Source organism: Brucella sp., from assembly GCF_032066345.1.
Classification (GTDB): domain Bacteria; phylum Pseudomonadota; class Alphaproteobacteria; order Rhizobiales; family Rhizobiaceae; genus Brucella; species Brucella pseudogrignonensis.
This window is the reverse complement of sequence record NZ_DAMBKZ010000013.1, coordinates 1-15,496: the sequence shown is the minus strand read 5'-3', so window position 1 is coordinate 15,496 and position 15,496 is coordinate 1. Positions and strand designations below refer to the sequence as shown.

Here is a 15,496-nt window from a genome sequence, read left to right as displayed (position 1 = left end):
CTGATTTTCATTTTTGCAGGTCAGAACTGGGTTGTGAGCCCCACCATAAAGGTGCGCCCGCGCCCTGTTTTGTCAGCCATTTCACCCGATACAGCTGGGCTATACGCCACATCCGTCAGGTTCTCGACGTTCATGAAAGCGGTCGCGTGTTTGTTGAACTTGTACGAGGCATAGAGATTGTAAAGCGTATAGGCTTCCTTCTTCTCGGTATCGCCAAATCCAACTGCGTAGCGACTGCCGCCAACATAATTCATCGTGGCACCGACCGTCAGAGCTTCATCAAATGCACGAACGCCGACATCGGCGGTAACATAGTCTTCCGGCAGGAATGTCGAGTCGCCATTGCCGATGCCTGCACCCCACCCAACTGGCTGATCGTTGGTTGCATGGGTATAAGACAAGTTCACATAGGCAAACCGCGCATCATAACCGCCTTCGATTTCGAAGCCGCGTGAGTGGGTGGTTCCGGGCACATTGACCCAGATTGCCCGTTCATACGGATCGCCCGGCAGGCTGATGATATTGTTGACGATATAGTTTTCGATATCGTAGCGGAAGTAGTTCACCTTCAAGCGTAATGCGTCGCCTGCCAGCAATACGTCATCTTTAATGACATTCGTGCCGAACTCCCATCCGCGAGACTTTTCCGGATCGAGGTAGAAGTTGGAGAACTGGCCACCACCAATGCCAGCGCCGATTGGAACCAGTGCCCAAAGCGCTTCGCGCGCCGATGGAGGCCGGAACGTGTGAGCATAGGTGACGTAGGGCTGCAACCAATCCAGCGGCTTGGCGGAAAGAGTAATCTTCGGATTTAACGCGTTTTCACTTCGTGACACATCGACATTACCGCCCGTTGGTGGGCAGAAACCGACATTGGCGGTGCAAGGACTTTGGTGCCCACTCAGGGTCCAGTAGTCGTAATTTAGCCCTGTGCTCAGCTCAAAGATGCCGCTCGACAAAGTAAGGTCTGTGAATGCACGCGCTTTTTGCATTCTGCCGGGAGGGTTTGCCCCACGATAATTATTGACCTTGTAATCGTCCGAAGAATAGGCCGCGCCATATTCCCATCGCGCACTGATGGCGTCGGTGATGTCAAAGCGGCTGGTGTTCGTGACATCGAAACCATAGCCATTGTCACGCGTCTGACGCTGCCGATAAGAACCGCCGGTCGTCGGATCGTAAGACATATCCGTGCGGTTATAATAAGCGTTGACCTTCAAATCGATCCAGTCACTATCCGGATTATAGGTATAGTTGGCCGTGTAAGTGGAGTTCGTTACGCCCCACTCATAGCCCGAAACCAGAAAGTGGTTCTTGTACCATCGTGCGCCGAGTTTCAGATCATGCACATCGTCTGGCTGAAAATGAAACTTCAGCAAACCCGAACCCGGCTTGTTGCTCGCATCCGGCGTATTGTAAACACCGTCTCCTCGGCGGTAGTTTTCGCGATCGCTATAGCTGAAAGCACCAACAATCGACGCCGTTCCCGATCCAGGGATATTGGTCCTTGCGCCACCGGCAATCATGCCTGAAAGCCCGAAGCCGTTATTTCCGGCCTTCATGATTGTCTTGACGCCCTGATCCTGTCCTTCAAGGACCACATCTTCAAAATCAATCGTCCTGAAATTGACCGCCCCGGCAAGCGATCCCATTCCATGGGCACCGTTTACAGCACCGCGCTCTGCACCCACGCCCGCTAGAAGGTTGGTATCGATATAGAGCAGTTCTCCACCGGTCGAAGCATGACCTGCGGTGTTTCTGAACATCTGCGGCACACCATCTATCATGGTATTGATGCGACCATCGGATTCAAAGCCACGAATATTAACCGCAACACCCGGCTGGCTCGATGAGATACGCGTGAAAGTGCCGGGCATGGAGCGAACGATTGCGTTAGCATCGCCACCGTATTTTTCCTGCACGATATTGCCATCGATGACGCTGACACCGCCCGGCGTCAGATAGGGCGCGTCCATGTCCACGCCTGCACTGATGATAATCGGCTGAAGCTCTACAGAGCCTGGAACCTTCTTGTCTTGTGACTTGTCGCCCGCTTCTGCACTCTGCTGTGTACCGCCCGCCGATTGCGCATAGGCCGCGGGAATGCCCGCGATGAATGCGCTATAGGCAACACCGAGTAAAAGAATGCCGTAGTGTTTCGAGTGTATTTTTTTCACTGTTTCCTCGCGAAAGTGGAAATCAGTGGCTGGCTACCTGAGAACTATTGCTTGCTGCTGATATGCGTGGTCGGCCTGCAGACGTTGCAGTTTACAGGCTGACAATTTTCAAAGGTAAAGATTTGCAATGATAACGATCACTGCAAATAATCCAGCATACGCTACCCAGAATCCATCTCCCTCGACAAATCGATGAAGCGCCGTCTTCTGACTATTTTTGTTATACATGATCTTACCCGCCGACAGGGATGCCCCCGCCGCAACCTCTAGTTAACATGATAATTTGAGTCAAGTTAAATTACTTAAATATGCTCTGCAAATTTCAGATACAAAAAACGTGTCGGCATTCAGTGTAGCTTGAAAAGAAATAACATCCTGCATTGCAAAATGCATTGCGGCCCGCACCTCAATTATGAAAAGAGTGAGAAGTGCGTCCTGAAAATGAGAAACCGTTTTCAGGCAAGATGCGCGTTGAAAGAGCGCAGGAAATGATGCTTTTCAGCGCGCACGCTCAAGGATATCCTGCCGCACGTAGCGACTGTTAAGGGCCAGTGAATGAACGAGAATTTCGTGTCAGTCGATGAGGAGCAGGAACGCGCACGCGTGGCCTGGCTCTATTTCATTGGCGGCCAGACCCAGCAGGAAATCGCGCAGCGGCTCAACATTACCCGGCTAAAGGTCAACAAGATCATTGGTCAGGTTCGTGAGTCGGGTCAGATACAGGTCAAAGTCAGCCTGCCGCTTGTGGATTGTATCGAACTGGCGGAGAAGGTCGCGGCTCGCTACGGCTTAGCTGATGCCGTTGTGGTGCCGGATCTTGATGACTATCTGGAGCAGAAACGTGTAATCGGCGAAGCCGCCGGAACCATGGCAAGCGAGCTGATTGCAGGGCGTGACATGGGAGTAGGCATTGCCTCGGGACGCACTTTAAGTTTTGCGGTCAGAAATTTGCGTTCGCGTCCCAAACCTGAAAGCTGGGTCGTCAGCCTGACGGGGGGCGTGACCAGCGGCTCCTCTACCAACACATTTGAAGTCGCAACCGACTTTGCGCGGGCGCTCGGCGTGGAGTGTCACTATCTCACCGCCCCGATCTATTGCGCCAACCGCGAAAGCCGCGATGCAATTCTTTTGAGCGACGAGCTGACAGACGTTCTGGCCCGCACCGAAATTGCAGATATCGGCCTTGTCTCTTGCGGCGCACTAACATCAGAAACCTCACTCACCCACATCCGCGTGGTGAAAGATAACCTCGATGCCGTGCTGAAGCTTGGGGCGGTCGGTGAATTTCTGGGGTATTTTCTTGATGCTCAGGGGCGTCCGATTGACCATTTCCTCAATGATTCAATCATTGCCCTGCCACCGGACAAGCTCAAACTCAAACCAGCATCGGTTCTGGTCTCGGGTGGGGTGAACAAAATTCCGATTATTCGGGCCATTCTGCGCGGCGGTTATGTCAATCGCCTCGTCACCAATGAAGGTGTCGCCCGCGCATTGTTACAGGGGCCGCGCTAAACACGGCCCCTGTGCTACTTGATTAAGCCTTCGCTTGAAGCGCTTCTGCCATGGCACGCAGAGTTACGAACGTAGACGCTGCACCCGGATCAATATGACCGATGGAGCGTTCACCAAGCTTGGCCGAACGGCCACGGCGCGATTCCATTGCAGCCGTCGCCTTCATGCCCGCTTCCGCACCATCGCGTGCCGCAATCAGTACGTCGAGCGTGGACTTGCCAGCCTTTGCAGCTTCATTCGCAGCATCAACCGCCGGAACCCATGCATCGATCATCGTCTTGTCGCCCGGTGCCGCGCGGCCCCGATCCTGAATACCCTGCGATGCGGCTGCAAGCCATTCGGCAATGCCGGTTCCATCAAGGTTCAGACGATTGCTGACAGCCGTACCCGCACGCAGGAATGCCGTTGCATAGAGCGGGCCCGACGAGGCGCCAACCGCATCAAGAAATGCCTTGGCCATGCGCTTGCAGATGGCTTCAATGGTTTCATCGCCCTGCTCGTCTTCAAGCGCATGTTGCACGGCCTTCCAGCCGATTTCCATGGTAATGCCGTGATCGCCATCGCCAATCACGCCATCGAGTTCCGAAAGCCAATTCTTCTCGGCAATGATCTGATTGCCGACATTCATCATCATCGCCTTGAAAAGCGCTGGTGTCACATCACCCTCGGTGATGAGCTTGCGAGGCGTGTCCGTGGCAGCTTCTTTGTGTTCAGCGCTGCGCTGCGCCTTGCGATGTGAAGCCGGTTCACGATCGCTTGCCTGCACGGCGCCCACCGTTAGAGCTGGCGTATGGCATGGATGATCGAGAAGCGTTTGCAACGTCGCATCGAGCTTCATCAGCGTCACCGATGCACCCGCCATTTCGAGCGACGTCGCATATTCGCCAACCCATGAGGCGTGGATCTGAACGTCCCTGCCATCCAGAATCTGCTTCACGCGGCGGAAAATCAGGTAGAGCTCAATATGCGTGGTCGCACCAAGTCCATTGACCAGAACAGCAACGCGATCACCAGCCTTGAGCGCCAGTTCTTCAACGACCGAGGCCATCAGCTCGTCAGTCACTTCATCGGCAGGCGCAAGCTTCTGGCGGCGGATGCCCGGCTCGCCATGCAGGCCCATGCCGATTTCCATTTCATCGTCACCGATGGAGAAGTTCGGCTTGCCAGTCTGGGGCAGCGAGCAAGGGCTCAATGCCACGCCCATAGAACGGGTTGCTTCATTGGCAGCCTGTGCAAGCGCTTCAACACGCGGCAGAGATTCACCCAGATCAGCTGCAGCGCCAGCAACCTTGAACACAAAGAAGTCGCCAGCAATACCGCGGCGCTCCGACTTGCGATCAAGCGGTGCCGAGGCCACATCGTCCGCAACCGCGACATGACGCACATCCATGCCGTCCTGTGCGAGTTCTTCCGCAGCCATCGTGAAGTTGAGAACGTCGCCGGTGTAATTGCCATAGAGCATCAACACGCCAGCGCCACCGTCCGCAGCCCGTGCCGCTTCTGCAATATGAGCAGGCGATGGGGAGGCAAACACGTTACCAACAGCTGCCGCATCGGCAAGGCCGCGCCCGACATAGCCTGCAAAAGCTGGCTCGTGACCTGAACCGCCACCAACCACAATGCCGACCTTGCCTTCGCGTGGACCATCGACCGCCACAACTGCACGACCCGTTTCGCCTTCAACACGCAGCATGTCGGGATGCGCGCCGACCATACCTTCGATCATTTCTGCAATGATGTTTTCCGGCGCGTTGATCAGCTTCTTCGTTTTGACTTGTTCATTCATATTTCTGGCTTTCTAAAACGTGTCAGGTCGTCAGATCAGTGGGCATCCCGGCGCAGATAACGACGCGATATGGCATCGAACGAGATTGCCAGCACGACGATTGCACCTGAAACAATGCCCTGCCAATAGGGGGAGACACCGAACAGAACGATAATGTTTTCAATAATAGCGATGATACCTGCACCGAGGATCGCACCAATCGGGCTGCCTATACCACCTGTTGTGGCAACGCCACCGATGACGGATGCAGCAATCGGAGCCAGAACCCAGCTGTCGCCAATCGACGGCTGTGCCGTTCCAAGACGCGCAACCATCAGCACGCCTGCAAGGCCTGCAATGGCACCGGCCACACCGAACACCATAAGACGCACACGGTCCACGCGAATGCCCAGCATACGGGCGCCGTCACGATTGTTGCCGATGGCATACATGTAACGACCGAACGGGGTTTTCAGCATCACGAAAGTCGCCACCAGCAGTGCAACAAACATGATGATGAATGGCACTGGCACGCCGAACAAATCACCACGGCCGAGATATTGCACATCACGCGGAATGCCGGTGATGGCAACACCGCGGGTCAGCACCAGATTGGCACCGCCAAAAATGCCCGCCGTACCAATGGTGAGCACCAGTGAATGCAGGCGGAGGAAGGTGACGAGGAAGCCGTTGAACAGACCAAGGCAAAGGCCAAGCAGTATTGCCAGCAGCATTGCCGAATAAGGCTCAAAACCCATCCGAACCATCAGAATGCCCGAAACAACACCGGAAAGACCACCGATCACGCCAAGCGACAGATCGAGCTCGCCCAGCACCATCAGCATCGACTGCGCAATGGTGATGAGACCGACAAAGGCGAGACCGCGTGCAACAACCGACAGATTGTAAGGTGTGAGAAAGTAGGGTGAAAGGATCGCCGACAGGGCAAAGATCACCAGAAGCGCCACAAACACACCGGCCAGCGGCGTGCGGATGAGATTGGAAAGGGGATTAGTTTGCATCGGCTTTTACCTCTGTTCCAAAGATCGCGCCCACGAGTGTTTCATTGTTGGTATCGGTGGTGGAGAACTCACCGGTGATATGGCCGTTATGCATGGTGATGATACGGCTTGCGCATTTCTGCAGTTCGTTGAGTTCCGAGGAGACGAGGATGACACCGACGCCTTCTTCGGCCAGATTTTTCATGATGCGATAAATCTCGGATTTGGTCCGGATATCTATACCCTTCGTCGGCTCATCAAAGATGAGCACGCGCGGACGCGTGGCCATGGCGCGACCGATAATGGCCTTCTGCTGATTGCCACCCGAAAGCTGCGAGATGCGCTTGCCCATACCAGATGTGCGGATACCGTAATCATCGATGATCTTCTGCACGATATTGCGTTCACGGCGGTCGGAGATACCCAATTTGCCGCTGGTCAGCGACAGCACCGAAATGCCGATATTCTCGCGCAGTGACAGAAGCGGCAGAATGCCGTGATGTTTGCGCTCTTCCGAAAGATAGAGCATACCGCCGGAAACCGAGCACGAGGTATCATTCAGTGCCCAGCTCTCGCCTTCCACCTTCACCTGGCCCGACTTGGCTTTCAGAAAGCCGAAGATCGTCTGCATCACTTCGGAGCGTCCAGCGCCCACCAGTCCGGCAAAGCCGAGAATCTCGCCTTTGCGCAGATCAAAACTGATGTCTTCAAAGCGCGAACCGGACAGTCCGCGCACTTCCATGATGGTTTCAGTGGTAGGGTTTGACGGACGGAAATGCTCATCAAAGGAAAGATCGCGGCCAGACATGGCGCGGATCAGATCAGTTTCGGTAATATCTTTGATATGACCGCTTTCGATTTTCGTACCATTGCGCAGAACGGTATAATCATCGCCAATCTGGAAGACTTCTTCCATCTTGTGGCTGATGAAGACAATCGCGTGATCGCGATCGAGAAGACCACGAATAACCTTGAAGACACGCTCGACTTCAACACGCGTCAGCGAAGATGTCGGCTCATCAAGGATCAGCACCTTCATCTGCTCATTGGTGCAGGCACGCGCAATCTGCAAAAGCTGCTGATCGGACACAGAAATATTGGCAACCAGATCATCCGGCTGCGCTTCGATGCCGAAGCGGTCGAGATAAGATTTTGCCTCTTCCATCAACGCTTTGCGGTTGACGAGAAAGCCGCCATGACCGGTTCGGCTGAATGGCATGAACAGGTTTTCAGCGACGCTCATCTGTGGGAACAGCGTCAGCTCCTGCGGAACATAGGCGACGTTTTTATAGAGCGCAGGATCAGCGACAGGATCATGACCATCAATCAGCACCTGACCGCGCGAAGCGCTATCGGTTCCGGTCAGAATTTTTACGAGTGTTGATTTGCCGGCGCCGTTTTCGCCAGCAAGAATATGCGTGCGACCGAGCTCGATTTTCAGGTCAACACCATCCAGCGCGGTTACGCCCGGAAAGTCCCGGCCTAATCCGCTTGTTTCAAGATAAGCCATGATGGACACCTTGGAAAACTATCGATGTGTCCGGCAATCCGCCGGTCAAAGCCGATAGGACAGGAAAGAATGGAGCACGGGAAAACCCGTGCCCCTGCAACAAGACCAGAACGGATCAGTTGCCTACGTTTTCCTTGGTAAGGAACGCATTGCCGGTGTCGATATAGCCAGGAACCGGAGCGCCGGTTGCCTGTGCCCAGAGCGTCATCACCGACCAGTAACCCTGAAGTTCAGGCTGCGATGCGGATGAGCTGTCAGCCACGCCATTGCGGATCATGTCGAGCATTTCCGGCAGGTTGTCGAGGCCGACCAGCGTGACCTTGCCCTGCTTGCCAGCTTCAACGATAGCCTGACCGATGCCGATCGGACCAGCCGCATCCGAAGCAACCCAGCCCTTCAGGTTTGGATTGGCCTGCATGATGGCTGCTGCCTGCTGCTGTGCGATTTCGATGCTGTCATTGTCGATGCCTTCAGCAACAACCTTGATACCCGGATGTTCTTTGAACACTTCGCGATGGCAATCCGCGCGGATCGAATGGTTCGGTGCGGTAGGCACGCCCATCATGATTGCGACTTCGCCTTCACCACCCAGCACTTCGACCAGACGACGGGCAGCGATCTTGGCCTGCTCGCAGAAATCTGAACCGATATGCGTGATGGTCATGCCTTCAGGTGGCACGGAGTCGAACAGCACGAGAGGAATCTTCTGTCCCTGTGCTTCTTCGAGCGACGCACGGTTGCCCGACGGATCGAGCAGATCGAGTGCAAGACCATCCGGACGGGTGGCAAGTGCGCTGTCGATAATCTGGTTCTGCTGAACAACGTCTGCACTCTGTGGTGCGGAGTAGACGATTTCAACATTGGCGCCAGTCTGCGCCTTGAGCGCAGCAGCGGCCTGCTGTGCGCCTTCATTCACCTTGTCAAACCAAGGATGAACAACCTTTGGCACGATGACGAAACGATAGCTGTCTTTTTTAACAGTACCCGGAGCGTCCTGCGCCATGACGGTAACAGGCAACGAAAAGGCAGCAACAGCCGCCAGCATAGCAAGCTTATTCATTAATTCCTCCCTTGGAAATCAGACGAAACTTCCTCCCGCCTGACTGCTTGAAAGATCACCCGGGAAGGCTCCTCTGCCTCCAGCCCATAGCGAACTCTCATTCTGAATACAGATGTATAATTAAAATTACAAGAGTAATTGTCTACCTATTTGGAGGTGTGGATAGCCATCCGCACAACTTACCCGACAGAGCCGTTGAAAAGCAGATCGCTCAGAAAGAAGACTGAGAGAGGCGAAGACATGCAAAATAGGCGGCAAGCTTCCGCCTGCCGCCTATCAAAATTCATGCTCTATTGTATGGGATTAGCTGGTAAAGGCGCCGGTCTTTGGTGCAGCAGATTTAGCCGCAACACCAGCATCGCTTGATCTGATGACGAGGCTTGCACCGACCAGAATTTTCACTGGTGGCTGCGATTCAGCGGTATTGATCAGATCATCGAGAATGGTCACGGCGAGATTGCCGATCTTGCGCTTGGATACTTCGACCGTCGTCAGCCCCGGCTCCATGGTCGCACTTTGCGGCAGATTATCAAAACCAATCACCGAAACATCATCAGGAATACGAAGCCCCTTGCCTTTCAATGCCCGGATGAAGCCATAGGCGATGATATCATTGGTGCAGAAATAGCACTCGGCCAGATCAAGGCCCGAATGCAGCATTGCGCAAGTATCGCGATGCGCACCCTCATAGGTTGATTCAACCGAAAGAATGTCGCGTTCCTGAACGTTTAGGTCCAGACGCTGCATATTCTTGAAAAACGCATCGCGCCGAAGGCGGAAATTCGTCGTTTCCGTATGACTTGCGACAAAGCCAATGCGTGAAAAACCAAGCTGTTTGAAGCGCGACAGAACCTTGAAGACAGCATCTTCATTGTTCATGTCTACGAAGTTGGCTTCGACGACCTCATAAAACGTATCGATAAACACAGTTGGCAGGCCAAGCCCCTGTATCATGTGGATATCTGCTGCCGAAAGCTCGGTTCCCAGAGCAATCACACCGCGCACCGGCGCACCGGCCAGCGATTCTGCCACCGCACTGATCGGCTGCCCTTCAAAGCTTACCACTTCAAGCGTGTAATTGCGGCGCGTGGCCTCAGACGACATGCCATCAATATAGTCGGAGACAAATACGCTGTGGTCGCGATTTACCGTCTCGCCATGCTTGGCGATCTTCAGAAAGCGGATTGTCTCACCGCCACCAGATCCAGTTTTAGCTGCGCGCGGCACATAATTGAGCCGGGAAACCGACTCAAGCACGCGGGCTCTTGTCTCGCCCGAAATTTCGCCTTTGCCGTTCAGAACAAGCGACACTGTAGCGGGAGAAACACCCGCATTTTCGGCAATATCTCTGATCGTAAAAGACTTTTTCTTTTTCATATTTTCCAAGCGGAACTTCGACTTTGATGGGGGAATTGCGTTGTAGTTTAGTAAACAGAACCACTGCTGTTTAAAACGATTAGGGTAATTCCACCTGTTAGGCAACCATAATTCCCCGATATTGCGCTTGACAAGCCCTAACCTCTTGGTCATTTATTTAGTGAATAACAGTTTTGTTTACTAAACATGGTAGGAGGAGACCATGCAGAAGACAAGCAATCAGCTTGCTATGCTAGTTGTCATCAATCTCGGATTGCTCGCGCTTGGCGCGTATATTTCGGGTGGATCTTTCCTATCCCTGTTCAATCTGCAGTCGATGGCAGGCCAGGTGCCTGAAATCGGGCTGTTGGCAATCGGCGTGATGCTGGCAATGTGCGCTGGCAATGGCGGGATTGATCTTTCAGGTATCGCTCTGGCCAATCTGGCGGGCGTACTTTCCGCAGTTATCGTTTCGATGTTCATTTCCAGCGCCGAAAACCAGCTAGGCTTCAGCCTCGCTTTCATCGGACTGGCACTGGTGATCGGCCTTGCGGGCGGCATCGTCAACGGTGTGCTGATTGCGCGCTTCAATATCACGCCAATCCTATGCACGCTCGGCACGCAGATGGCGTTTACGGGGCTTGCGGTTGTCGTGTCTGGTGGCCGTGCCGTCATGGTTGGCAGCCCGGATCTGCTGTCGCGCATCGGCAACGACATGTTTCTGGCCGTTCCTATCAGCTTCCTGATCTTTATCGCAGTCGCGTTGCTGATTGCTGCTGTGGTGCGCTTTACGCCCTACGGTTATTGGCTGATGCTGATGGGAACCAACCCGAAAGCCGCTGTTTTCGCCGGTTTTCCGCGCAACGGCGTACTGGTCGCCACCTATGCAACCAGTGGCCTGCTGGCCGGGATTGCGGGCATCATCATCGCGGCACGCAACGTCAACGTGAAGTTCGATTATGGTAGTTCTTACCTTCTGGTCGCCATTCTGATTGCCGTCATGGCCGGTGTGAAGCCGGAAGGTGGCTATGGCCGCGTGATCTGCGTAGTCCTGAGCGCTATTGCCCTGCAGCTCATGTCCAGCCTGCTCAACTTCGGTGGCCTTTCCAATTTTGTCCGCGACTTCGCTTGGGGCCTGCTGCTGCTCGCCTTCCTCGCAGTCGGAAAATACGACATCGCGGGATTCTTTACCCTCGGCAATCGCCAAAAGGGAAATATCGGTGCTCAACCCTCAGGCACCCGACCATAGACATTGGGGGAATGTTAGCGTGGAGGAAATCATGAAATCAGTAACAAAAAAACTGCTCGCCGGCACTGTCATTGGCGCAGCAATCGTCGCGGGCAGCGCGGGCACGCTCGTCGCACAGGAAAAGCCAGTTATCGCAACCGTCGTCAAGATCAGCGGTATTCCTTGGTTCGACCGCATGAACACAGGCGTTGAAGCCTATCAGAAGGCAAATCCTGATGTGGTTGCAACACAGAGCGGCCCTGCAACATCTGACGCAGCACAGCAGCTCCAAATCGTTCAGGACCTCGTTGCCAAGGGCGTCAATGCGCTTGCAGTCGTTCCTATGGACCCAGCTGTTCTTGAAGGCACCTTCAAGCGCGCCATGGAACGCGGCATCGTTGTTGTGACCCATGAAGCCGACAACCAGGTCAACACGATGGCCGATGTTGAAGCCTTCGATAATGCCGATTACGGCACAGCGCTCAATGAGCGTCTGGCAGAATGCATGGGCAAGAGCGGCAAGTGGACGACGTTCGTTGGCTCTCTCGGCAGCCGCACGCACATGCAGTGGGTTGGCGCAGCGGAAGAAAACGCCAAGAAGTACGCTGACATGCAGCTCGTCGATCCGAACAACGAATCCTTCGACGACGCCAACGGCACCTATGAAAAGGCCAAGGAAATCCTGCGCAAGCATCCTGATCTGAAGGGCTTCCAGACCTCTGCCGGTAACGACGTTCTCGGCGTTGGCCGCGCTATCGATGAAGCTGGCCTGAGCGGCAAGGTCTGCCTGGTAGGTACCGGTCTGCCAAACCCTTCGGCTGATCTGCTTGAATCCGGTGCAATCACAGCAATCGGCTTCTGGGACCCGCAGAAGGCTGGCATGGCGATGAATGCGCTCGCCCGTCTGTTCCTTGAAAAGAAGGAAGTCAAGGACGGCACCGATCTTGGCGTTGAAGGCTATAACAGCGTTCGCGTGAAGAAGGGCGCAGGCGAAGGCCTTCTCGTGATCGGCAACGGCATGGTGATTGCTGACAAGGCGACCTACAAGGAACACCTGTTCTAGGCGTTACGCACAGGTAGCCTGACCATCGTGCGTGGACATCGTTCAGCCTCGCGCGATGGTTTCAAAAACCCGGATGCAGCCCCCGCTGCATCCGGGTGCCTGAACCAACAAAACAACCATAAAGCAAGACATTAGCGCCCGACAATTACCGTCGGTCGATCCTACAGCCAGCCCAGTCGTTTTGGCGAGCGGTGCGGCGATAAAGGAATTTAACGTGTCAACTACAACGACGAATGGGACGAGCAACGACCGGTCGCCGGATCGTTTTCTCGAACTGCGCAACATTCATAAGCGGTTTGGCGGCGTTCATGCGCTGCGCGGCATCGACCTGACAATCGATCTTGGTCAGGCCTATCACCTGTTGGGTGAAAATGGCTGCGGCAAGAGCACGGTCATCAAGATCATGTCCGGCGCACACGCACCCAGCGAAGGCGAGATCATTCTCGATGGCAAAACATATGCTTCGCTGAACCCGATCCAGTCGCTGGCAGCCGGTATCGAGACCGTCTATCAGGATCTGTCGCTTATTCCCAATTTGACCGTCGCTGAAAACGTAGCGCTGAATGAGCAGCTCGTTGAAGGCAATGGCCGACTTTTCCGCAGCGTCAAGCTTTCGCAGCTTCGCGAGACTGCAGAACGGGCATTGAGCACGGTTGGCCTGCCAACCGACAAAGCCTTTCTGAACACCATCGTTTCCGAGCTGCCGCTTGCCATGCGCCAGCTGGTTGCCATTTCCCGCGCCATTGCAACGCGCGCCAAGCTTGTCATCATGGATGAGCCGACCACATCGCTGACCCGTCGCGAAGTGGACAATCTGATTGAAGTCGTTGAACGCCTGCGCGCTGAGCGCGTCGCAGTGCTTTTCGTGACCCACAAGCTCGATGAATGCTATCGCATCGGCGGCAATGCGGTTGTCTTCCGCGATGGCCAGTGCGTGGCGCAAGGACCAATCGAAAACTACACCAAGAAGCAGCTTTCCGAGCTAATGATCGGCCGGGAAATCGACGCTGAACGTTATCGCACGGCACAGCCCGGCGATGCCGAACTGCTCAAACTCGACGGCCTTACCGCATCGGGCTTCAAGGACATCGGTTTTCGCTTACGCAAAGGCGAAATCCTTGGCATCACCGGCCTTGCAGATTCCGGCCGCAACGAGCTTGCGATGGCAATCACCGGCGTTGTGCCTGCGCATTCCGGTTCAATCCGCCTCGAAGGAAATGTAACCGAGGTCAAAAGCCCTGCGGAAGCCATTGAGCGCGGCATAGGCTATGTGCCGGAAGACCGGCTTGCAGAAGGCCTTTTCCTCGACAAGTCGATCTTCCAAAACGAGATCGCGCTGATCTTCCGGAAGCTCTGCAACAGCCTTGGCATCGTCGACCAGAAACAGGGCCGCAACATCGCCGCCTCGCTGATGAAAGAGATGCGGCTTAACACAACCAATCTGGACCTGCCTGTTGGCGCACTTTCGGGCGGCAATCAGCAGCGTGTTTTGATCGGTCGCTGGCTGAGCATTGCCCCCAAGCTTCTGGTGTTGCACGGCCCGACCGTCGGCGTCGATGTGGGATCAAAAGACACGATTTACCGCGCAATTCAGGCGCTGGCCGAAGCTGGCATGGGTCTCATCATCGTCAGCGATGATCTGCCTGAGCTTCTGCAGAATGCCGACCGCATTCTTGTTATGAACTCAGGGAGCATCGTTGCAGAACTGGATGCTGCACAGGCCACCGAAGATCAGCTCTATCAAGCCATGATGTCGTCGCAGAAGGAAGTTGCCCAATGAGTGCGTCGCAGTATCAACAGGATATGGGTCGAGCCCAATCCTTCAAGTTGGGTGACTTCATTCGCAGGCGCCCCGAATCGATCACTTTCTTCCTGCTCGTGGCAATCTGCACGATTGTCTCGGTCATCAACCCTGCATTCCTGCAAGCTTCGACACTGATCGATATTGGCCGTGCCAGTGTGGTGATGGGCCTGTTTGCGCTTGGCGTCTTCATCATTCTCGCCGCTGGTGGCATTGATGTTTCCTTTACGGCAATTGCCGCCACGACAGTCTATTCGCTGACGCTTCTGGTGCAGTCCTATATGCCGGAACTGCCGATCATCTTCATCATTCTGATGGCGATTGCTGGGGGCATTTTCCTTGGTGTTCTCAACGGTCTGCTGGTGCATTACCTCAATGTGCCGTCATTGATCGTCACCATCGGCACGCAGTATCTCTTCCGCGGCTTCCTGCTGGCTTTTGTCGGCACGGTCTGGATTATGTCGCTGCCGCCGACAATGGGTGCTTTCGGCCGCCTTCCGCTGTTCCAGTTTGAATCGGCAACCGGTGCAACCATCACCATGCCATTCTATTTTCTGGTGCTGCCTGCGGCTGCAATCCTGACCTGGTGGATATTGAACCGCACTTTGATGGGCCGCGCGATTTTTGCGATGGGTGGTAACAGCCAGATCGCAAGCCGCCTCGGCTATAATCTGCGCACCATCCATATCTTCCTGTTCGGATATGCAGGCGGTCTGGCAGGACTTGCAGGCATCATCCATGTCTGCGCCAATCGCCAGTCGAGCCCTTTCGACTTTGTTGGAACCGAAATTGCGGTTATCGCCGCCGTGGTTCTCGGTGGTGCACGCATCACCGGCGGCACCGGCACCGTCTTCGGCACCCTTCTCGGTGTGCTGCTCATCACCGTCATCAACAGTGTTCTGGTGCTCGTCGGCATCCCCAGCACATGGCAGCGTCTCGTCGTAGGCTGCTTCATCCTGCTGGCTGCCGCCTTCTTCGTCACCCGCCAACGCAAGAAATAACCCGATACTCTCAAGAGGAAAT

11 protein-coding genes are annotated in these 15,496 nt (G+C 54.8%); 5 read left to right on the top strand and 6 right to left on the bottom strand.

The window, feature by feature from the left end; genetic code table 11:
* Positions 1-20: 20 nt before the first annotated feature.
* Entirely contained in the window at positions 21-2,177 is a 2,157-nt protein-coding gene (locus RT142_RS16065; protein ID WP_079213219.1) for a TonB-dependent receptor domain-containing protein, read from the bottom strand.
* Positions 2,178-2,732: 555 nt separating this feature from the next.
* On the opposite strand from RT142_RS16065, the gene RT142_RS16060 reads away from it, so the two are divergent.
* Complete coding sequence (locus RT142_RS16060) at positions 2,733-3,689, top strand: sugar-binding transcriptional regulator (protein ID WP_007877209.1); 957 nt, start codon at positions 2,733-2,735, stop codon at positions 3,687-3,689.
* Between the two features lie 22 nt (positions 3,690-3,711).
* Here the strand turns inward: RT142_RS16060 and dhaL are convergent, their stop codons facing one another.
* The 5 genes from dhaL to RT142_RS16035 all read right to left on the bottom strand — a co-directional run bounded on the left by dhaL (position 3,712) and on the right by RT142_RS16035 (position 10,402).
* Positions 3,712-5,475 (bottom strand): dihydroxyacetone kinase subunit DhaL, encoded by a 1,764-nt coding sequence (gene dhaL, locus RT142_RS16055; RefSeq protein ID WP_200638174.1) that lies wholly within the window; start codon positions 5,473-5,475, stop codon positions 3,712-3,714.
* Between the two features lie 35 nt (positions 5,476-5,510).
* A complete protein-coding gene (locus tag RT142_RS16050; RefSeq protein ID WP_007877211.1) occupies positions 5,511-6,476 on the bottom strand; it encodes an ABC transporter permease in 966 nt (321 codons plus the stop codon).
* Positions 6,466-7,965: a sugar ABC transporter ATP-binding protein gene (locus tag RT142_RS16045; protein ID WP_113490426.1), complete on the bottom strand. Its 1,500-nt coding sequence runs from the start codon at positions 7,963-7,965 to the stop codon at positions 6,466-6,468. Before RT142_RS16045 ends, RT142_RS16050 begins: the two co-directional genes overlap by 11 nt.
* Positions 7,966-8,080: 115 nt before the next feature.
* Positions 8,081-9,025, bottom strand: a complete 945-nt coding sequence (locus RT142_RS16040) for a substrate-binding domain-containing protein (protein ID WP_112813396.1) — start codon at positions 9,023-9,025, stop codon at positions 8,081-8,083.
* Positions 9,026-9,328: 303 nt separating this feature from the next.
* Positions 9,329-10,402: a LacI family DNA-binding transcriptional regulator gene (locus tag RT142_RS16035; RefSeq protein ID WP_105519283.1), complete on the bottom strand. Its 1,074-nt coding sequence runs from the start codon at positions 10,400-10,402 to the stop codon at positions 9,329-9,331.
* Between the two features lie 202 nt (positions 10,403-10,604).
* On the opposite strand from RT142_RS16035, the gene RT142_RS16030 reads away from it, so the two are divergent.
* The 4 genes from RT142_RS16030 to RT142_RS16015 all read left to right on the top strand — a co-directional run bounded on the left by RT142_RS16030 (position 10,605) and on the right by RT142_RS16015 (position 15,474).
* Positions 10,605-11,630 (top strand): ABC transporter permease, encoded by a 1,026-nt coding sequence (locus RT142_RS16030; protein WP_313029909.1) that lies wholly within the window; start codon positions 10,605-10,607, stop codon positions 11,628-11,630.
* A 31-nt stretch (positions 11,631-11,661) separates the two neighbouring features.
* Positions 11,662-12,672, top strand: a complete 1,011-nt coding sequence (locus RT142_RS16025) for a substrate-binding domain-containing protein (RefSeq protein WP_007877226.1) — start codon at positions 11,662-11,664, stop codon at positions 12,670-12,672.
* Positions 12,673-12,886: 214 nt separating this feature from the next.
* Positions 12,887-14,452 carry a sugar ABC transporter ATP-binding protein gene (locus tag RT142_RS16020; RefSeq protein ID WP_313029906.1) on the top strand — a complete coding sequence of 522 codons (1,566 nt, stop codon included), beginning with the start codon at positions 12,887-12,889 and terminating at the stop codon, positions 14,450-14,452.
* Complete coding sequence (locus RT142_RS16015; protein ID WP_113496342.1) at positions 14,449-15,474, top strand: ABC transporter permease; 1,026 nt, start codon at positions 14,449-14,451, stop codon at positions 15,472-15,474. The genes RT142_RS16020 and RT142_RS16015 overlap by 4 nt, the downstream gene beginning before the upstream one ends.
* The last annotated feature ends 22 nt before the right edge of the window (positions 15,475-15,496 follow it).